15 protein-coding genes and 1 riboswitch are annotated in these 18,099 nt (G+C 55.9%); of the genes, 11 read left to right on the forward strand and 4 right to left on the reverse strand.

Annotation, left to right across the window (positions count from 1 at the left end; all coding sequences use genetic code 11):
• Window positions 1-3 precede the first annotated feature (3 nt).
• Complete coding sequence (locus ABD76_RS27370) at window positions 4-525, forward strand: MFS transporter (protein ID WP_242069844.1); 522 nt, start codon at window positions 4-6, stop codon at window positions 523-525.
• Window positions 526-735: 210 nt separating this feature from the next.
• On the opposite strand, the gene ABD76_RS27375 is transcribed toward ABD76_RS27370, so the two are convergent.
• Entirely contained in the window at window positions 736-885 is a 150-nt protein-coding gene (locus ABD76_RS27375; RefSeq protein ID WP_197260058.1) for a YqzM family protein, read from the reverse strand.
• A gap of 250 nt (window positions 886-1,135) precedes the next feature.
• Between ABD76_RS27375 and trxA the strand changes: the two genes are divergently transcribed.
• The 5 genes from trxA (at window position 1,136) to ABD76_RS27400 (ending at window position 7,768) form a co-directional block, all read left to right on the forward strand.
• Complete coding sequence (gene trxA, locus ABD76_RS27380) at window positions 1,136-1,456, forward strand: thioredoxin (protein ID WP_197260059.1); 321 nt, start codon at window positions 1,136-1,138, stop codon at window positions 1,454-1,456.
• Between the two features lie 185 nt (window positions 1,457-1,641).
• Complete coding sequence (uvrC, locus tag ABD76_RS27385; protein WP_197260060.1) at window positions 1,642-3,813, forward strand: excinuclease ABC subunit UvrC; 2,172 nt, start codon at window positions 1,642-1,644, stop codon at window positions 3,811-3,813.
• Window positions 3,814-4,397: 584 nt separating this feature from the next.
• Complete coding sequence (locus ABD76_RS27390) at window positions 4,398-5,597, forward strand: phosphoenolpyruvate hydrolase family protein (RefSeq protein ID WP_197260061.1); 1,200 nt, start codon at window positions 4,398-4,400, stop codon at window positions 5,595-5,597.
• Between the two features lie 108 nt (window positions 5,598-5,705).
• Window positions 5,706-6,938: a Tm-1-like ATP-binding domain-containing protein gene (locus tag ABD76_RS27395; RefSeq protein WP_197260062.1), complete on the forward strand. Its 1,233-nt coding sequence runs from the start codon at window positions 5,706-5,708 to the stop codon at window positions 6,936-6,938.
• Window positions 6,935-7,768: a phosphoenolpyruvate hydrolase family protein gene (locus ABD76_RS27400; protein WP_197260063.1), complete on the forward strand. Its 834-nt coding sequence runs from the start codon at window positions 6,935-6,937 to the stop codon at window positions 7,766-7,768. The genes ABD76_RS27395 and ABD76_RS27400 overlap by 4 nt, the downstream gene beginning before the upstream one ends.
• Window positions 7,769-7,831: 63 nt before the next feature.
• On the opposite strand, the gene ABD76_RS27405 is transcribed toward ABD76_RS27400, so the two are convergent.
• Entirely contained in the window at window positions 7,832-9,472 is a 1,641-nt protein-coding gene (locus ABD76_RS27405; RefSeq protein WP_197260064.1) for a CPBP family intramembrane glutamic endopeptidase, read from the reverse strand.
• A gap of 244 nt (window positions 9,473-9,716) precedes the next feature.
• Window positions 9,717-9,872: riboswitch (cyclic di-AMP (ydaO/yuaA leader) on the forward strand.
• Between the two features lie 58 nt (window positions 9,873-9,930).
• Here ABD76_RS27405 and ABD76_RS27410 point away from each other — a divergent pair.
• Window positions 9,931-11,289, forward strand: coding sequence for a TrkH family potassium uptake protein (locus tag ABD76_RS27410; protein WP_197260065.1), 1,359 nt, complete (start codon window positions 9,931-9,933; stop codon window positions 11,287-11,289).
• A gap of 63 nt (window positions 11,290-11,352) precedes the next feature.
• Window positions 11,353-12,021, forward strand: a complete 669-nt coding sequence (locus ABD76_RS27415; RefSeq protein ID WP_197260066.1) for a potassium channel family protein — start codon at window positions 11,353-11,355, stop codon at window positions 12,019-12,021.
• 57 nt (window positions 12,022-12,078) lie between these two features.
• On the opposite strand, the gene ABD76_RS27420 is transcribed toward ABD76_RS27415, so the two are convergent.
• A complete protein-coding gene (locus tag ABD76_RS27420; protein WP_197260067.1) occupies window positions 12,079-12,870 on the reverse strand; it encodes a hypothetical protein in 792 nt (263 codons plus the stop codon).
• A gap of 94 nt (window positions 12,871-12,964) precedes the next feature.
• Window positions 12,965-13,879: a LysR substrate-binding domain-containing protein gene (locus tag ABD76_RS27425; protein WP_197260068.1), complete on the reverse strand. Its 915-nt coding sequence runs from the start codon at window positions 13,877-13,879 to the stop codon at window positions 12,965-12,967.
• Window positions 13,880-14,210: 331 nt separating this feature from the next.
• Between ABD76_RS27425 and ABD76_RS27430 the strand changes: the two genes are divergently transcribed.
• Genes ABD76_RS27430 through sdhB form a run of 3 tightly spaced genes read left to right on the forward strand, consistent with a single transcriptional unit; the run spans window position 14,211 to window position 17,434 of the window.
• On the forward strand, window positions 14,211-14,885 hold the full coding sequence (locus tag ABD76_RS27430) for a succinate dehydrogenase cytochrome b558 subunit (protein ID WP_197260069.1): 675 nt from the start codon (window positions 14,211-14,213) through the stop codon (window positions 14,883-14,885).
• Window positions 14,886-14,900: 15 nt separating this feature from the next.
• Entirely contained in the window at window positions 14,901-16,667 is a 1,767-nt protein-coding gene (gene sdhA / locus ABD76_RS27435; RefSeq protein WP_197260070.1) for a succinate dehydrogenase flavoprotein subunit, read from the forward strand.
• Window positions 16,668-16,669: 2 nt separating this feature from the next.
• Window positions 16,670-17,434, forward strand: coding sequence for a succinate dehydrogenase iron-sulfur subunit (gene sdhB / locus ABD76_RS27440; RefSeq protein ID WP_197260071.1), 765 nt, complete (start codon window positions 16,670-16,672; stop codon window positions 17,432-17,434).
• Window positions 17,435-18,099: the final 665 nt, after the last annotated feature.

The raw sequence follows: 18,099 nt of genomic DNA on the forward strand, positions 1-18,099 counted from the left end.
GTGATGAGCGTGTCTTTTTTTACGCTCCGCTATCCCGATGCCCTGCGGACCAAAATACTTGCGGCCTTTTCCGGAGCCTATATCCTTCCCGCATTAATCGGTCCTTATCTGGCAGGAGTCTTCGCCGAGCTCGCTTCGTGGAGATTTGTATTGGTGATCGGAGTGGCCATGATGGTCATCGGAGTCATTTGCGTCATGGCGGTAATCGGGCTGCCTGGCCGCATTGCCTTGGCGATTCTGTCCCAAATATGCACCGGATTCGGCATCGGGCTGGCCAACCCGACGACGGGAGCGATTGCGCTGCAGCATGCAGCGCCCGGCCAGGAAGGCGAGGTGTCGTCCCAGCTCCAATTCGTCGATTCGTTCGGGCCCGGATTAAGCGCAGGCATTGGCGGGGCGCTTATTGCCATCGGCGATTCGCTTGACTGGGGCATCTTTGCGGGCATCACGCTGGTCTTGGCAGCCCAGTTATTGTTCATTGTAATCAGCTTGGCCGCCGCCTGCCGCATTGCGGTCGAACGTTGAAGGACGGCTCAACCGCCCTCGCCCGCCGGCATCGCTCCGGTACCGGCAAGGCTTCGAAGGCAGCAAAAAAAGCATGCACCGCTGCATGCTTTATCCGCATTATGGCTCGCGCAGGAACGATTGAACGTTCGGGCGCTTCCGCTTGACGCGGTTCCCGGCAGGCGGAAGCAATCCGGGCCTGCCCGCGGAACGTCGTGTGGCGATTGGATGTTACGAGAGCATGAACTTCACAATCACCATGCCGAAGAAGACGACGAACATAAACCCGAACATGGCGTTGAACCCGAACAACACGTCTGAAAAATCGTTTCTCGGCTCTTCGTTGACATGTTCGCGAGGATCCATCGTATTGGCTTCCATTGGCGCGTCCTCCCATCTGTCCGTCAAGTTGCAATGATTCAGATCACAACATAGACAGGTAGTAAAACCCATTTTTACGCCTCTAGTATATCTAACGGCGGCGGAACTGTAAAGTCCGGGCCTTCTTATCGTGTGACAAATTCCTAACAAAATGCACCGCCCTCCGATTTCACATAAAAGTGTGACTTGTGGTATACTTTACTTGTTGACTCAGCTATTCTGTTTTTCACGATAAAGGAGGTTCTCTAATATGGCTATCGTAAATGTGTCCGACCAGACGTTCAAGACCGAGGTAGAAGGTCAGCAGGGCGTCGTTTTGGTCGATTTTTGGGCGCCTTGGTGCGGCCCTTGCAAGAGATTGGCTCCGATTCTCGAAGAATTGGACGGAGAAGTGAGCGGTCAAGCTACGATCGCGAAGGTGAACGTCGATGAAAATCCGGAATCCGCTTCCCGCTTCGGCGTAATGAGCATTCCAACGATCGTCGTCTTCAAGGATGGCCAGCCAGTGGACAAAGTGGTCGGCCTGAACTCCAAGGATGCGCTCAAAGGCTTGATTGGCAAGCATCAATAAGCATCCGTCCGGGCGAACATACGATAGAAGAGAAGCCTTCCTGAATCAGGAAGGCTTCTTTGCGTTAGGCAGGAGCGCGTCGTCCTCTTTTTTGATAAAATAGAGAAGTCATGCACCTTGCGCAACGCCACGAGCCCGCGTGCAGGGGGCAGTGCAGGAACAATGATCGTAAGGAGGGAGCTCGCGTGAGCGACTCGGACAAGAACCGCCCGAACTGGCGCGCAGAGCGGTGGAAGGCACGCTGGAATGAACGCTATGCCCCGGAACAGGAAGACGAGCTGGATGCCGAAGCGTTGGCTGAACGCGCCCAGGCGCTGGAGCAGATTCACCATAAGCTCGCCTTGCTGCCCGATGCGCCAGGCTGCTATTTGATGAAGAACAGAGAGGGCACGATTATTTACGTCGGCAAGGCGAAGGTGCTCAAGAACCGTGTCCGCTCTTATTTCTCGGGCAGCCATGACGGCAAAACCCAACGACTCGTAGCGGAAATCCGCGATTTCGAATATATCGTCACCGGCAGCAATATGGAAGCCCTCATCTTGGAATGCAATCTTATTAAGAAGCATCACCCGCGTTACAACGTGCTGCTGAAGGATGACAAGACGTTCCCTTATATTAAAATAACGAATGAACGCCACCCGCGGCTTGAGGTGACGCGCCGGGTGCTGAAGGATAAGGCGAAATATTTCGGTCCTTATCCGAACGGCTTCGCCGCCCAGCAGACGAAGAAGCTGCTCGATCGCCTCTACCCGCTGCGCAAATGCTCCACGATGCCGGACCGGGTCTGCTTGTACTATCACATCGGCCAATGCTTGGCGCCGTGCGAGTACGAGGTGACCGAGTCCGAATATGAAAACATGGTGCAGGAGATCACGAAGTTTCTCAGCGGGGGACATGAAGAAATTAAACGCGAGCTGCAGCGGAAGATGGAGGAGGCGGCCGAGGAGCTGCAGTTCGAGCGGGCCAAGGAATACCGCGATCAACTGATGGCGATCGCGGCGATTATGGAGAAGCAGAACATCAATACGTCCGATCAGGTCGATCGGGATGTGTTCGGGTTCGCGGTGGACAAAGGCTGGATGTGCGTACAGATTCTTTATATCCGTCAAGGAAAAATGATCGAACGGCATACGACTCAATTCCCGTTCTACGGAGAGCCTTACGCCGACTTCATGTCCTTCGTGTCGCAATATTACAGCGAGAATCCGGCGGTGCCGAAGGAGATTCTGCTTCCGGATCCGGACGGGCTGGCTGGCCTGGGGGCCGATGCGGCCGACGAAGTCGCTCCGGCAGCGGCCAAGGCCGGGCAAGAGCCGGACGGAGATGCCGGTGAATCCTCCCGCGGCGCGGATGCGGGCCGAGCGGCGGACATAGCAGACGGAGAAGACGAGGAAAACGGGGCCAATCCGAAGGGGATGGATACCGTTCCGCATGCCGAAGAAAGCTTGGCGACGACGGAAGCGCTGCAGCAATGGCTGAAGGTGAAGGTGATTTTGCCGAAGCGGGGGTTGAAGAAGCAGATGGTCTCGATGGCGATGGAAAATGCGCGCGTCGCCCTGGACGAGAAGTTCAAACTGGTGGAGCGGAACGAGGAGCGGACCCAGCGAGCCGCCCAACGGCTGGGGGATGCGCTCGGGATCGGCGCCCTTCGCCGGATCGAAGCCTTCGACAACTCCAATATCCAGGGGGCCGACCCGGTCTCCGCGATGGTCGTCTTCACCGACGGCAAGCCGGACAAGAAGGAATACCGGAAATACAAAGTGCGCACCGTCGTCGGTCCGGATGATTACGAGACGATGCGCGAAGTGATCCGCCGACGTTATGAACGGGTGCTTAAGGAGCAACTCGACATGCCGGATCTCATTATCGTGGACGGCGGCCGCGGTCAGATGTCGGCGGCGCTTGATGTGCTTGAGAATGAGCTTGGCCTCGATATCCCGGTATGCGGTCTTGTCAAGGACAACAAGCATAAGACGGCGCAGCTGATGGCCGGATTCCCGCCCGCCATCGTGCCGCTGGCGCGGGACAGCCAGGAGTTCTACCTGCTGCAGCGCATCCAGGAGGAGGTTCACCGCTTCGCGATCTCGTTCCACCGGGAGCGGCGGGCCAAGTCGATGGTCACTTCGGCGCTCGATTCCATTCCGGGCATTGGCGAGAAGCGGCGGAAACGGCTGCTGAAGCACTTCGGCTCCTTGAAGAAAATACGGGAAGCTTCGGTCGAGGATTTCCGGGAAATCGGGATCGGCGAGAAGCTGGCGAACACGATATTGGCCTCGCTCCGGCAAGAGAAGGAACCGCACGAAGCGGAGCCGGGTACCCCGGACATAGAGGCTGCCGATGCGGGCAATGATGAATAAAATGAAACAAGCGAAGCTTTGCAGGCACGTTCCTGCAAAGCTTCTTTTGATTTGGATGTTTGCGGGCTACAGCGTACTTGCTTCCGCTTGGCGTAGAACCGTGGGCCGGGGCGGCTCGGCCCTTGCTTGGGCTTAGAATCGTGGGCCGGACCCTTCTGGGCAGGGTTGGCAGCTCCTTATAAGCAATCTCCCCTCCGCTCAGAATCGAAGGCCGGCTCACTATAAGTTCCGGATTGCGCAGTGCAGCCGTGGGGAATAGCTGACCGCAACGATCTGAATACGCTGGACGGAGACTTGAAGAAACCACTATAGAACATGTTCCTGATTAGATGGCATAGCAGAAGTACAAATGCAAAGCGATAAGCGGTCCTGACGGTATGGGATCACCGCCGAAAGAGATGCGGAGGACGAAGCCTTCTGAGTGCAAAGGATGCCTCCTGAACCTGGCAAGAGTAAGGAAGGCGGAGAGGGGGTACTTCTCTCCAGCGGCCAGCGCGGGCTGTCACGTTTATAGACCGGTCTTCCGGGGAATGTTATGATGTTGGTCAAGGAATAAGCATTGAGCCGGTAAAGGGTGTGTTGACGTGTCTTTCGACCGCGATAAGATTAGAACGAAGCTGCAAGCGCAGATTCAAGCGAACGGGCATATTATAGGCGTAGCGGCCGGAGCGGGCATCACCGCGAAATATGCGGTAAAGGGCGGAGCGGATTTCATTTTGGCCCTAAATTCAGGCCGGTTCCGGCAGATGGGATTGAGCTCGCTCGGAGGGCTGCTTCCCTTTTCGAACAGTAACGATCTCGTGATGGAATTCGGGTCCAGGGAAATTATTCCTATCGTCAGAGAGGTTCCTGTTATCTTTGGACTTTGCGCGACGGATCCGACCATTGAATTGGAGCAATATATCGAATGGATTCGGGAACAGGGCTTTTCTGGCATAAATAACTATCCGACCGTCGGATTAATGGGCGGTCTTTTTGGTGAGGCTTTGAAGGAAGACGGGACTAGCTTCGACGCTGAAATCGAGGCGATTCGGATAGCGCATAGGAAAGGCTTGTTTACGATCGCGTTTGTGTTCGAAGAGGATCAGGCGCGGCGCATGGCCGATGCCGGAGCGGATATCGTGTGCGCGCATTTGGGCTTCACGAAGGGCGGCGTTCTCGGCGCGAAAAAAGTATTGTCGCTCAAAGCGGCGGCGGAGTTGGCAAGAGCTATTTTTAAGGCTTGCGATGAGGTCAATCCCGGCGTTATGAAAATGGTCTACGGGGGGCCGGTCAACACGCCTTCCGACGTGGAGTATATGTACGACAATACCGGAGCCGTGGGTTATTTGGGCGGATCGTCCTTCGAGCGAATTCCATCCGAAGCGGCGATTACGCAGACGGCCAGCGAGTTCAAGGAGGCGGGGCTGACCGAGCAGGACAAGCTCCTTCGCCATATGCTGGAGGGCGTGGCCAAGCATTATGATTATGTGCAGTTCGTGAAGGAGTATGTGGCCGCGAATTACATGAATGAGATTTCGTTTGCGGAACTCGCTTTGGTAGCCCATATTTCGCGGACGCATTTAAGCTATTTGTTCAAAAAAGAGGTCGGGTGCACATTCCCCGAATACGTGACGAGATTCCGAATCAACAAGGCCATGGAGTTCATAAAGCAGGACCATATCGAGCTGTCCGAGGTGTCGGCGCTCGCCGGATACAATGACTACGCCCATTTCAGCAAAACCTTCAAAAAACTGACGGGACTGTCCCCGCGAGAATTTCGACGTCAGTACAAAAACACATAAACGCCGTACAAATTCACATGAATTGCCCCTTTGAAAGCTCTATACTTGAAGTGTAAGCAAGTTCAGCAATTCTTGAAACACTTCCACTTTTCCGAGGAGGTTATGCCATTGAAAACAGTCGCGATAGTCGGAACGTTTGATTCGAAAGGAACCGAGTTTTCTTTTGTCAGAGATATGCTTCAAGGTCTTGGGCTGAATACGCTTACGATTCATAGCGGGGTGTTCGAGCCTATGTTCGTCCCGGATGTCTCGAATGAAGAAGTGGCGCGGGAAGCTGGAACGGATATTCGTGAAATCGCCTCCAAACGTGACCGCTCGTTAGCAACGGAAGTACTTGCGAAGGGCATGGAAAAGCTGATTCCGAGACTGTATGCGGAAGGTAAATTCGATGGAATCATCTCCTTTGGCGGCAGCGGCGGCACATCTATCGTCACGCCCGGAATGAGAGCGCTCCCAATCGGCGTGCCGAAGATAATGGTGTCGACCGTCGCGTCCGGGAATGTGTCGCAATATGTCGGAACAAGCGATATTATGATGTATCCATCTATCGTCGACGTGTCGGGCCTGAACTCGATTTCGACCAAAATATTTACGAACGCGGCCTTGGCGATAGCCGGCATGCTGAAGTTCGAGGTGGAGCATGCCGTGGAGAAAAAACCGCTCATCGCCGCGACGATGTTCGGGCTGACGACGCCTTGCGTCAATCAAGCCCGCGAGTATCTGGAGCAACAAGGCTATGAAGTGGTCGTGTTCCATGCGACCGGCGCAGGCGGCAAGACGATGGAACGGTTGATCGAATCCGGATTCTTCGATGGCGTTCTCGATATCACCACTACGGAGTGGTGCGACGAGCTGGTCGGCGGCGTGCTCAATGCGGGACCGCACCGGCTTGAAGCGGCCGCGCGGGCGCGCGTGCCCCAGGTGGTCTCGACAGGAGCATTGGACATGGTGAACTTTGGCCCGTTCGAGACGGTGCCGGAGAAGTTCGCGAATCGGAAGTTCTACAAGCATAACCCGACCGTGACGTTGATGAGAACGACCGTGGAGGAAAATAAAGAGCTGGGCAAGATTATCGCCGGGAAGTTGAATAAGGCGACCGCCCCGACCGCGCTCATGCTGCCATTGAAGGGCGTATCCGGTCTGGATATGGAAGGGCAGCCATTCTACGGACCGGAAGAGGATCGGGCGTTGTTCGATACGCTGAGACAGGAGATTGACCGCAATGCCGTCGAGCTCATCGAAGTGGATGCGGACATCAATGACAAGAGCTTTGCGCTGTCCGCAGCCCGGAAGCTGGTCGAACTGATGCGGAAGCACACACAAGAGGAGGATACAAAATGAAACGAACTCGTCAGGAAATCATCAGCCAACTGAAAGCGCAAGTCGTCAAAGGCGACATGATCTTGGGCGCCGGAGCGGGAACCGGGATCTCCGCCAAGAGCGGCGAAGCGGGCGGCGTCGATTTGATTATCATTTACAACTCGGGAAGATATCGGATGGCCGGCCGGGGCTCGCTGGCAGGATTGATGCCTTACGGTGACGCGAACCAGATTGTTGTCGATATGGGGGCGGAAGTATTGCCGGTCGTGAAGCGCGCTCCGGTGCTGGCGGGCGTATGCGGCACCGATCCGTTCCGCATCATGGACGTGTTCCTGAAGCAGTTGAAGGAGCAAGGCTTCGCGGGCGTGCAGAACTTCCCGACCGTCGGTCTGATCGACGGCGTCTTCCGGGCCAATCTGGAAGAGACGGGCATGGGCTACGATCTGGAAGTGGACATGATTCGCAAGGCCCATGAGCTGGATATGCTCACGACGCCGTATGTATTCGACGAGGAGCAGGCGATCAAGATGGCCAAGGCGGGCGCGGATATATTGGTTGCGCATATGGGCTTGACGACCAAAGGGACGATCGGCGCGAAGACCGCGCTCTCCCTTGACGATTGCGCCAAGAAAATCCAGGCTATCGCTGACGCGGGCCGTTCGGTCAATCCGGATATTTTGGTTATTTGCCACGGCGGTCCGATTGCGGAGCCGGAGGATGCCCGCTATATTTTCGAGCATACGACCGGCATCGACGGATTTTTCGGCGCTTCGAGCATCGAGCGGTTCGCCGCCGAGGTTGGCATCCGCCAGCAAGCCGAAGCGTTCAAAAATGTAAAATTGAACAAGTAACGTGTGAAATAGACGTGTACGGTTGAACCGCCGCAAGGCCGTTTCAAGCCGCACACGTCTTTTTTATTGCAACCTTGCGCTATACCGATGGAGATGGCGCACGCCGTACACGATCAACGCCGGCAGCGCCAGATAGAATACGCCGAGCCCGAGGCCGGCTGCCGTTCCCTCCAGCAGGTAAGAGATGCTCATCAGCACGTCGTCGAGCATGAGATGGGCGAACATGGAGGTCCAGAAGCCATGGCGCAGCATGATCGCGAGGAACAGGAAGCCGATAATGAGCAGCTCCACCGGCCGTGAATAGTACGGGTAAATCGGGTACGTCACATGGCCGAAGGCCCACACCAAGGTCGGGATGACGCCGGCTGCCCACGGGTTGCGAAGCCAACGGTTCAGCAGGCTGGTCCCGAACCAGCGGAAAACGCCCTCCTCTGAGATCGCCGCCATCCAGGCGAGAAGCGGATAGAGGGCCGGCACGGTCAGATTGAGCGGCGATAGGGAGGCATCGGTCGCCGCCCAGGCGCCGAAGCCGGTCTCCAGCGTCAGGAAGATGACGCTCTGAACGCCGAGCAGTACGCCCGCATACAGCGTTCCGAGACGGAAGGAGCCGGTCAAGGCGGCGCCGAATGACCGATCGCGCCAAGTGGGCAGCAGCTCGTCCCGTCTCTCCTGCCTCCACATATAGGAGCCTGACACAAGCGAAAAATAAAGGAACAGTCCTTGAATGACCATAATGGCCCCTTGTACTACGAGCGCGGCAGTAAGGTTCAGTTCCGTGCGGGGCACTCCGAACTGCAGGACGGCCAGTCCGGGCATCATATTCCATAGATGAAGCACAGAGATGGCGCACGACAGGAGCGACAGCGCAATCAGCGTGCCCGAGCGGAAGCGGATCCGCCGCCGGTAGTAGATGCAGGCCCAGAGGGCGAGTATGCTGAACAAGAACGAGATCCATCGGTAGCCGAAGCGGTACACCGAGCCGGCTGTCTCGGTCTGAGCCTGATCAAGGGCCTCATAGTCGGCCGGAACGATCCAGACGGGATGCAGCGCCACGACGCGATCTCCGAGCATGCGAACGGCCAGCTCGAGCCGGGCCGCGCCGATCTCGCCCTCCTTGACGGTATATCGAAGCTCATCCGGCCGAGAGGGGTCGACGCTCTGCGGCACCAGCTTGGATGCGTCCCAGCCAAGCGCGTTCAGCTCGCGAACGGCAAGCGGCCGCGCCGTCTTTTCGTCGAGCGCCGGAGCCTCCGGCTGCAGACTTCCCGGTACGGCGGCCAATTCATATCCCACCACGCTGCCGCTCGTCATATGTACGTCAACCTTCAAAATGTCGTTCCCGTCCGGGGTCGCGACTTCCATCAGGACTTGATAAATGTCTATCGGGGCCTGGCTGTCCCAAGGAGCATAGCTGTCCGCCAGCCTTTCCCGGTTGATATAGCCGGAGGCGAGTCTGTCGGTCTTGTAGACGACGGTAGGCTCTTGTTCCGACAGGACGATCCGGCTTCTCCACGGCTCGCCCTTCACATATTCTAGCGCCCGCTCGGCAGCCTGGCGCTTCGTCAGAAGCGCTCGTTCTTGCTCTGGCCCGGTCCGGCTCGCTTCCTGAAGCGAAGGAATAACAACCTGCAGGAGCACAAACACTATAAATCCAATGATCGAAGCCAGCAATAGTCGTTTCGTTACGTGATGGGACACAGGCATAGCGCGACCTCCGTTCACAATTCCGGTGCTTTTCATTATTGTATCCACTCTCTTGCCGGAAAGTCCAGGCATGCAAATTGTGGAAGAAATCAGCTACACGCTGAAATAGCAAGCGCGAAAGACGCAGTGGGAGATTGGGATAGGATGTAAGCGCTATTTGAAGACTTTTTCCTGTATTTTTTGTTCATTTTGTGCCTGCATGGACTTTGTGCCCCTGTCATGAAACGTATATAATCTCGTTATGAATTCAATACGGCCGAATTTCGTGAAGACGAAAGCGGGGGACCCGATCATTGGGGTGAATTTTGCGCCGATCCGCGTCATGGATCGAACGCAAATAGGGCGGCCTGAACGCGCCCGAATCCGTCAGCTAACCTCGTAGGCATTGAACGTCAGGATACCAGCGTTAGCATTGGATCTCCAGTGCTTTTTTTCGTGCTGAAAATGAGGTGAATTCGATGAAATCCATTAAAAAAGCATCCCGGTGGCAGCTTACCCCGCCACGAATTCTGGTGATGGGGTTCGGGATGATTATTCTTATCGGGGCGCTGCTGCTGATGCTTCCGATAGCCAATGCGGACGGCCAGCCACTTCCCTTCATCGATGCGCTGTTCACAGCCACGTCGGCCACTTGCGTGACGGGGCTTGTCGTGGTGGATACGGGCACGCACTTCACCATGTTCGGGCAAATCGTCATTATTACGCTGATTCAGGTCGGCGGACTCGGCTTCATGACGATGGCGACGCTGTTCGCCCTTGCCTTCCGCAAGCGTATTTCGTTGAAGGAACGGCTCATTTTGCAGGAAGCGCTGAATCAAGGCAGCATGGAGGGCATCGTTCGCCTGATTCGCAAGGTGCTGCTGTACGCCTTCAGCATCGAAGGGGCGGCGGCGGTTCTGTTCACGCTGCGCTGGGCCTTGGACCTGCCGTTCGGCAAGGCGTTGTACTTCGGCATTTTTCACGCGGTATCGCTGTTCAATAACGCCGGGTTCGATCTGTTCGGCTCCGTATCGGGACCGTTCACCAGCCTGACCCTGTATGTGGGCGACCCGATCGTCAATATTGTCGCGATGCTGCTGATCGTTCTGGGCGGACTCGGCTTCATCGTCCTGTCCGATGTGACGGAGTACCGGCGCACCCGCAGGCTGGCGCTGCATTCCAAGGTCGTGCTGACGATGACGGGCTTGCTCATCGCATTGGGCGCCATCGTCATTTTCGTCTTCGAGTTCACGAACCCGGCGACGCTGGGCAGTCTGAATGGCTGGCAGAAGATGTGGGCGGCCTTTTTCCAATCGGTGAGTCCGCGGACCGCCGGGGCGAATACGGTCGATATCGGGGCGATGCGGCAGGCGACGCAGTTCTTCCTCGTCGTGCTGATGTTCATCGGGGCGTCTCCCGGGTCGACGGGGGGCGGAATCAAGACGACCACGTTCGCTATTTTGATCGGCGCCGTCATCACGATGATTCGGGGGAAGGAGGACATCGTCATCTTCCGTCATCGGCTGGGCAAAGACCGGATCTTTAAGGCGGTCACGATCACATTGATGGCATTGTTCATGGTGATCGGAGTAACGATGGTCTTGTCCACGACCGAGGATCATCCCTTTTTGATGATATTGTTCGAGACTACCTCGGCCTTTGGCACCGTCGGTTTGACGGCGGGGTTGACGACCGATTTGACCGTGATCGGCAAATTATTGATTTGTCTGATGATGTTCGCGGGGCGTCTCGGTCCGATTACGCTGGCCTATGCTTTAGGCCCGAAGAGCGAACGTGAGCTATACAAGCACCCGGAAGGCAAAATTACGATTGGATAATCGGTCTTCAATCCGGGGTTATCTATGTAAAAGAAGAGTAATGGGCGAAGGAGCAATACGAACATGGAGTTACAGCAATTTGCGGTCGTGGGGATGGGCAGATTCGGGTCGAGTCTGGCGCAGGAGCTGGTCGAGCTTGGCCATCAGGTGCTGGGGATCGACAAGGATGAAGAGGTTGTGTCGGAGATGAACAATGTCTTGACGCACGCCGTCGTTGCCGATGCGTCGGATGAGGATGTGCTTCGTTCGCTCGGGATCCGTAATTTCGATTGCGCGATTGTCGCGATCGGGAATGATCTGCAGACGAGCATTCTCGTCAGCATCCAAATGAAGGAGCTTGGCGTGAAAAAAGTGGTGGCCAAAGCCGTCTCAGAGCTGCACGGGCGCGTGCTGGAACGAATCGGCGTCGATCGGGTCATCTACCCGGAACGGGATATGGGGATCCGGGTCGCCCACCAGCTGGTGTCGCCGAACCTTCTGGATTATATCGAGCTGTCCAAGGACTACACGATTGCGGAGCTGAGCGTTCCCGGCAGCTTATGCGGCAAAACGCTCAAGGATGTCAACCCGAGAGCCCGGTACGGCTGCAGCATCGTGGCTCTGCATAAGCCGAACGGCGTCATTATTGCTCCATCGGCCGAGGATGTCCTCCAGGACGAGGACGTCATGGTCGTCATCGGGACGAATGCCCAGATTGATCAATTCGAGGATCAGATCGGGAAGCGCAAGTAGATCAACAAAGCCCTCGTGCCATTCCGGCAGGAGGGCTTTGATGCATGCGGGACGGGATTAGAACAGAATTTTGGTCATAATCAATAACAGCAGGAAGTAGCCGCTGAGGCCGGCCAGCACATAGACGAAGCGGTTGTTCCGCGACACTTGGGCTTGTTCCAGCGATTCATAGAGGGTCATCATGACCGATACGAGCCAGGCCAGGCCGGCGATGGAGAGCGCCAAGGAATAGAATGTCAGCAGGGTGATGATTCCGGCTGCTGCATAGATAGGCCCGTAAGGCATCTGCATCGCGGCTAACTGTACGAAAAAGGTCTTGGCGTCAAGCTCCCGCCCGCCTTTCCAGCGGTTCACGACGTAGAGCGAGCCGAAGAGGGCGGCCAAGGCAACGAGATGAAGCAGCATCAACTGCAGAAAATACGAAAACGGCGGAACGGTGCTGCCAAGCCCGAGCGGCAGGGAGCCGAACAAATACCTCGCAAATTGGCTGAGGAACAGATAGCCGAAGAGCGCAAATCCGACCGCAGACCCGAAAGCCCCGATCACGCCGTACCAATAATCGGCTCCCGTCGTCATATAGCTTGCGGCTTGCGGCTCCTTCATGAGACGGAGGACGCGCCCCATATCGATATTCGGCGCGGACGTCTTCGGCGAGCCATAACCCGGAGCCGGCGGCTGGACAGGCTCCTGCGCGTGGCGGGCGGACATCGTCTGCTCCGCCGCGGCGGCGGTCTCCCGCCGATCCGGCGAGGATGCCAGGCCTTCATCTGCCGGCCGCCCGTCATGAACCCGGCACGTATGTACCTCGTGCTCCTGCAGCGGTTCGCCGCATCGATTGCATACTTTCATCTTATCTACCTCCTAGATTTCCCCCATCATGCATGAACATATCGGGTCTCTATTCTCTCTTTTTGTAACAAAATTAGATTCGACACATCCACTCCTATTCCTGCTTCGATTGCACATTCCATCCAGAGGCGGCCCGGGCCGTCTCCTCAATGAACCGCCTAGCGGTCAGACTGAGGGCGGCCTGCTTCGCATAGACAAGCGACGTGATCCGCTCGGTCTGCACCAGCTCTTTCAGATGAATGGCGACAAGCCCGTTGTCGTCCAGCCATTCCGAGCGCAAGTAGGATTGGGGGAGCAGCGCCGCGGCATGGCAGGGGGACAGCAGGCGGACGATCGCCTCGAAGGAGTCGATCTCCATCCGGATGTCCGGCACGATGCGGTGGCGCCGGAACAGATCGTCGATCAGCTTGCGGTACCAGGTCCCTTTGGAGAACAGCAGCATCGGAAGCCCGTTCAGCCAAGTGATCGAGCCTGGGTTGCCGGAGGCCAGCTCATGCTCCCGCGGCACGACCAGCTCCAAATGGTCGGAGAACAGAGGAAGGCAGACGAGGCTCGGGTCGCGGATCGCGTCGGCGACCAATCCGACATCGACCTTTTGATCGCGGATAAAGGAAATGATCTCGTGCGTCTTGCCGGTTACGGTTTTCAATTGCGCTTCCGGATATTTTTCTACAAATAAAGAAACAAACAGCGGCAGCGTCGTCTGGAGCGTCGTCAGGCTCGCTCCGATCGTCACGGAGGCATGGCCTTCGATCTTGTAATCCGCGATTGACTTCAAGAAGTCGAGCTGACGGTTGCGGATGTCGAGCGCGAACTCATACGTAATCTGACCGACCCGGGTCAGCTCCAGCCGCTTGCCGTTCCGGATGAACAGATCGACGCCGAGCTCGCTTTCCAGCTTCGCGATCTGGCGGGAGAGCGCCGGCTGGGACAGATTGAGACGCTTGGACGCCTGATTCAAGGTGGACAATTCAACGACGGTAGCGAATGATTCCAGCAAATCGAGCACCGCGATTCCTCCTCATGTCACGGAATAAAAAGATAGGATTTCAGATAAATGAATTGATATGCATAAAAGTTATTAAAATTATAAAAACATTGCAATACCATTATAAGAGAAAAAGAGGTAACATGAGAAGTGTCACAACTTAGTCACAAGTATGGAGAGCGGTTACATCGGCATGACCCAAGAGATCCGTCGTCATGGCATAATGTGGATCGCCTCTGATTTCGCAAAAATGACAAAATGTTGACGCTTTCGACAGGCACGGGTAAAATGAGGGTTGTTTCAATTACCAAAATCTACTGGTACGTACATGGAAAGGGGAAACGGCACGCTTATGAAACGAGGTTATTTTTACTCGCGGAAGTTGCATTCGCTTCTCGGGATTATCCCGCTCGGCTTCTTTCTTGTGGAGCATATGCTGACCAACTTCTCGGCATTTGACGGCGGGAAGGAAGCGTTTCAGAGCAGCGTCAAGATGTTGAATGATCTGCCGCTCATATTCTTTCTCGAGCTGTTCGGCATCTGGCTTCCGCTTCTGTATCACGGAGTGTATGGACTCTATATCGCCTATACGGCGAAGAACAACGTAGGGAACTTCAACTACGGACGCAACGTGGCATTTTTATGGCAGCGGATTACGGGAGTCATCACGTTTATTTTCGTCACATGGCATGTGTTCGAGACGCGCTTCCAGATTACGCTCGGCAATGTAACCCATGAAGAACTGGGCACCCATATGAACGGCATCGTGTCCCAGCCGCTCATGTTCGCCGTCTATATCATCGGGGTCATCGCCGCGTCGTACCATTTCACGAACGGTCTGTGGGCTTTCCTCGTCAGCTGGGGCATCACGATCGGCCCGCGCGCTCAGCGGGTGTCGGCCAAGGTTTGCATGGGCTTGTTCGTTATCATGTCCGTCTTGTTCGTATTGTCGCTGATCGGCTTCCGCAGCGAAGAGTTCCAGGCGGCTTCCGTTATGATGGATACAGTGAAATCGGTTATTGGTTAAGGGGGAGGACGCATAATGGCTAAACAGAAAATCATCGTCGTCGGCGGCGGTCTCGCCGGTCTGATGGCTGTCGTAAAAGCGGCGGAGGCAGGCGTGCACGTGGACCTGTTCTCTCTGGTTCCCGTCAAGCGGTCCCACTCCGTATGCGCCCAGGGCGGAATCAACGGGGCGGTCAACACGAAGGGGGAAGGCGACTCGCCATGGGAGCATTTTGACGACACGGTATACGGCGGGGACTTCCTCGCGAACCAGCCTCCGGTCAAGGCAATGTGCGAAGCGGCGCCCGGCATCATCCATTTGATGGACCGGATGGGCGTTATGTTCAGCCGCACGCCGGAAGGCCTGCTTGATTTCCGCCGCTTCGGCGGCACGCAGTATCACCGGACGGCATTCGCCGGAGCGACCACCGGCCAACAGCTGCTGTATGCGCTTGATGAGCAGGTGCGCCGTTGGGAAACCGCCGGCCTCGTCACCAAATATGAGCATTGGGAATTCCTCTCTGCCGTTATCGACGAGGATCAAGTGTGCCGCGGCATCACGGCGCAGGATCTCCGCTCCATGGAGATCAAGTCATTTGCAGCCGATGCGGTCATCCTCGCGACGGGCGGTCCCGGCATTATTTTCGGCAAGACGACGAACTCGGTCATCAATACCGGAACGGCAGCCAGCGCCGTCTATCAGCAGGGCGTCCGCTATGCGAACGGGGAATTCATCCAGATTCACCCGACCGCCATTCCGGGAGACGACAAGCTGCGCCTCATGTCCGAGTCGGCGCGCGGCGAAGGCGGACGGATCTGGACCTATAAGGACGGGAAGCCATGGTACTTCCTCGAAGAGAAGTATCCGGCCTACGGGAACCTCGTGCCGCGTGACATCGCGACTCGGGAAATTTTCCATGTCTGCGTCGATTTGAAGCTCGGCATCAACGGCGAGAACATGGTCTATCTCGATCTGTCGCACAAGGATCCGAAGGAACTTGACGTCAAGCTCGGCGGCATTATCGAGATTTACGAGAAGTTCATGGGCGACGACCCGCGCAAAATTCCGATGAAGATCTTCCCGGCTGTCCACTATTCGATGGGCGGCATGTGGGTCGACTACAATCAGATGACGAATATCAAGGGCCTGTTCGCCGCAGGGGAATGCGAATACCAGTATCACGGGGCGAACCGTCTCGGCGCCAATTCCCTCCTGTCGGCCATTTTCGGCGGCATGGTTGCAGGGCCGAAGGCCGTGGAATATATTCGCGGACTGGATAAGACCGTCGAGGATGTTTCCTCCAGCATATTCGACCGTGAAGTCAAGCTGAGAGCGGAGCGCTACGATAATCTGCTCAAGATGGACGGCAGCGAGAATGCCTATGTTCTCCATAAAGAGCTGGGCGAATGGATGACGAACAATATGACGGTCGTCCGCTACAATTCGAAGCTGGAAGACACCATTGTGAAGATCAAAGAGCTGAAGCAGCGTTATGCGAACATCAATATGTCGGATACGGCACGCTGGAACAATCAGGCCGCCAGCTTTACGCGCCAACTGTGGAACATGCTCGAGCTGGCCGAAGCGATGACGAAGAGCGCCTTGCTTCGCAACGAAAGCCGCGGCGCGCACTACAAGCCGGAATTTCCGGAGCGGAACGACCAGGATTTCCTCAAGACGACGATTGCCGCCTGGACGCCGGAAGGACCGGAGATCAGCTACGAAGAGGTAGACGTATCGCTGATTGCGCCGCGGAAGCGCGATTATACGACGGATAAGAAAAGTAAAAAGAAAGGAGAATAACGATGGCGGAAGCAGTGGCATCATCCAAGAAGATCAAGTTCATTGTGACGCGTCAGGATTCGCCTGATGCGGCTCCTTATACCGAAGAGTTCGAAATTCCGTATCGCCCGAACATGAACGTCATCAGCGCCCTGATGGAGATCCAGCGAAATCCGGTCAACGCATCGGGCAAAGCGACGGCTCCGGTCTGCTGGGAGTCGAACTGCCTGGAAGAAGTATGCGGCGCCTGCTCGATGGTCATCAACGGCAAGCCGCGCCAAGCCTGCTCGGCCCTGATCGACAAGCTGGAGCAGCCGATTCGCCTCGCTCCGATGAAGACATTCCCGGTCGTGCGCGACCTGGTCATCAATCGGGAGCGGATGTTCAATGCGCTCAAGCGCGTCAAAGCCTGGATTCCGATTGACGGGACATATGATCTGGGGCCGGGACCGCGCATGGCGGAGACGAAGCGGCAGTGGGCGTATGAGCTGTCGAAGTGCATGACCTGCGGCGTATGTCTCGAAGCTTGCCCGAACGTGAATGACAAGACAAGCTTCATCGGACCGGCGCCGATCTCGCAGGTCCGTCTGTTCAACGCGCATCCGACGGGCGAGATGAACAAGGAAGAGCGGCTGGAGGCCCTCCTGGACGATGGCGGCATTGAAGGCTGCGGCAACTCGCAGAACTGCGTCCGCTCCTGTCCGAAGGAGATTCCATTGACGACCTCCATCGCGGAAATGAATAAAGACACGACCAAACTGATGTTCAAGCGTTGGTTCAAAATGTAACCATAGCTGCGTCAAGCCACGGAGCGCCCCGGGAGCGGGGCGCTCTTTTTGATCATCGCCTCGGTATGCGGGCCATGGTAGGCGGCCAACGCGGAAATGCGGGTCGTTATAGAGGGCCAATGCGAAATGCAGACTCCCATGTCGCCCTATAAAGCCCCTGCGGATAAGAAGTGGACGGATCAATCCTGCAAAACTGCAGTATTTTACTTCTTTGGAGGCTGTTTTTGATGGAATTCCTGCAAATATACATCATTCCGCCCGTCTCATCTGAAATCCAAGCCTATTAGCGTAAAAATGATCACTAGCGTTGCATCGAGCGGTTAGTTCATAATCTAATTTCAATTAACATCTATATATGATATATATTTACATCTGCAATGTCCGCGCTAAGTCTAAAAAAGTCGAGCTGGAAATAGACCCTGCGCGTTATCCATTATATGTAAAATCATTTTTCGTTTGTCATTACCTCACAATCAGTTTCGGTTTCATCGACTTCGTTGCCTTTTTCGGACGTCTCCCATTTCGCTTTGGTCGTCCCCTAGATGTTCGGGTCGGCTTGCGGTTGAGTGCAGCGATCAAATTTTCCCATGGTTTTTCCGCATAGATGCGAATCAACTGAAGGAGATCCCATGTCGACTTATTACAGTCCAATGTTAGTTTAATTA

This window comes from Paenibacillus dendritiformis (genome assembly GCF_015845845.1).
GTDB classification, from domain to species: domain Bacteria; phylum Bacillota; class Bacilli; order Paenibacillales; family Paenibacillaceae; genus Paenibacillus_B; species Paenibacillus_B dendritiformis_C.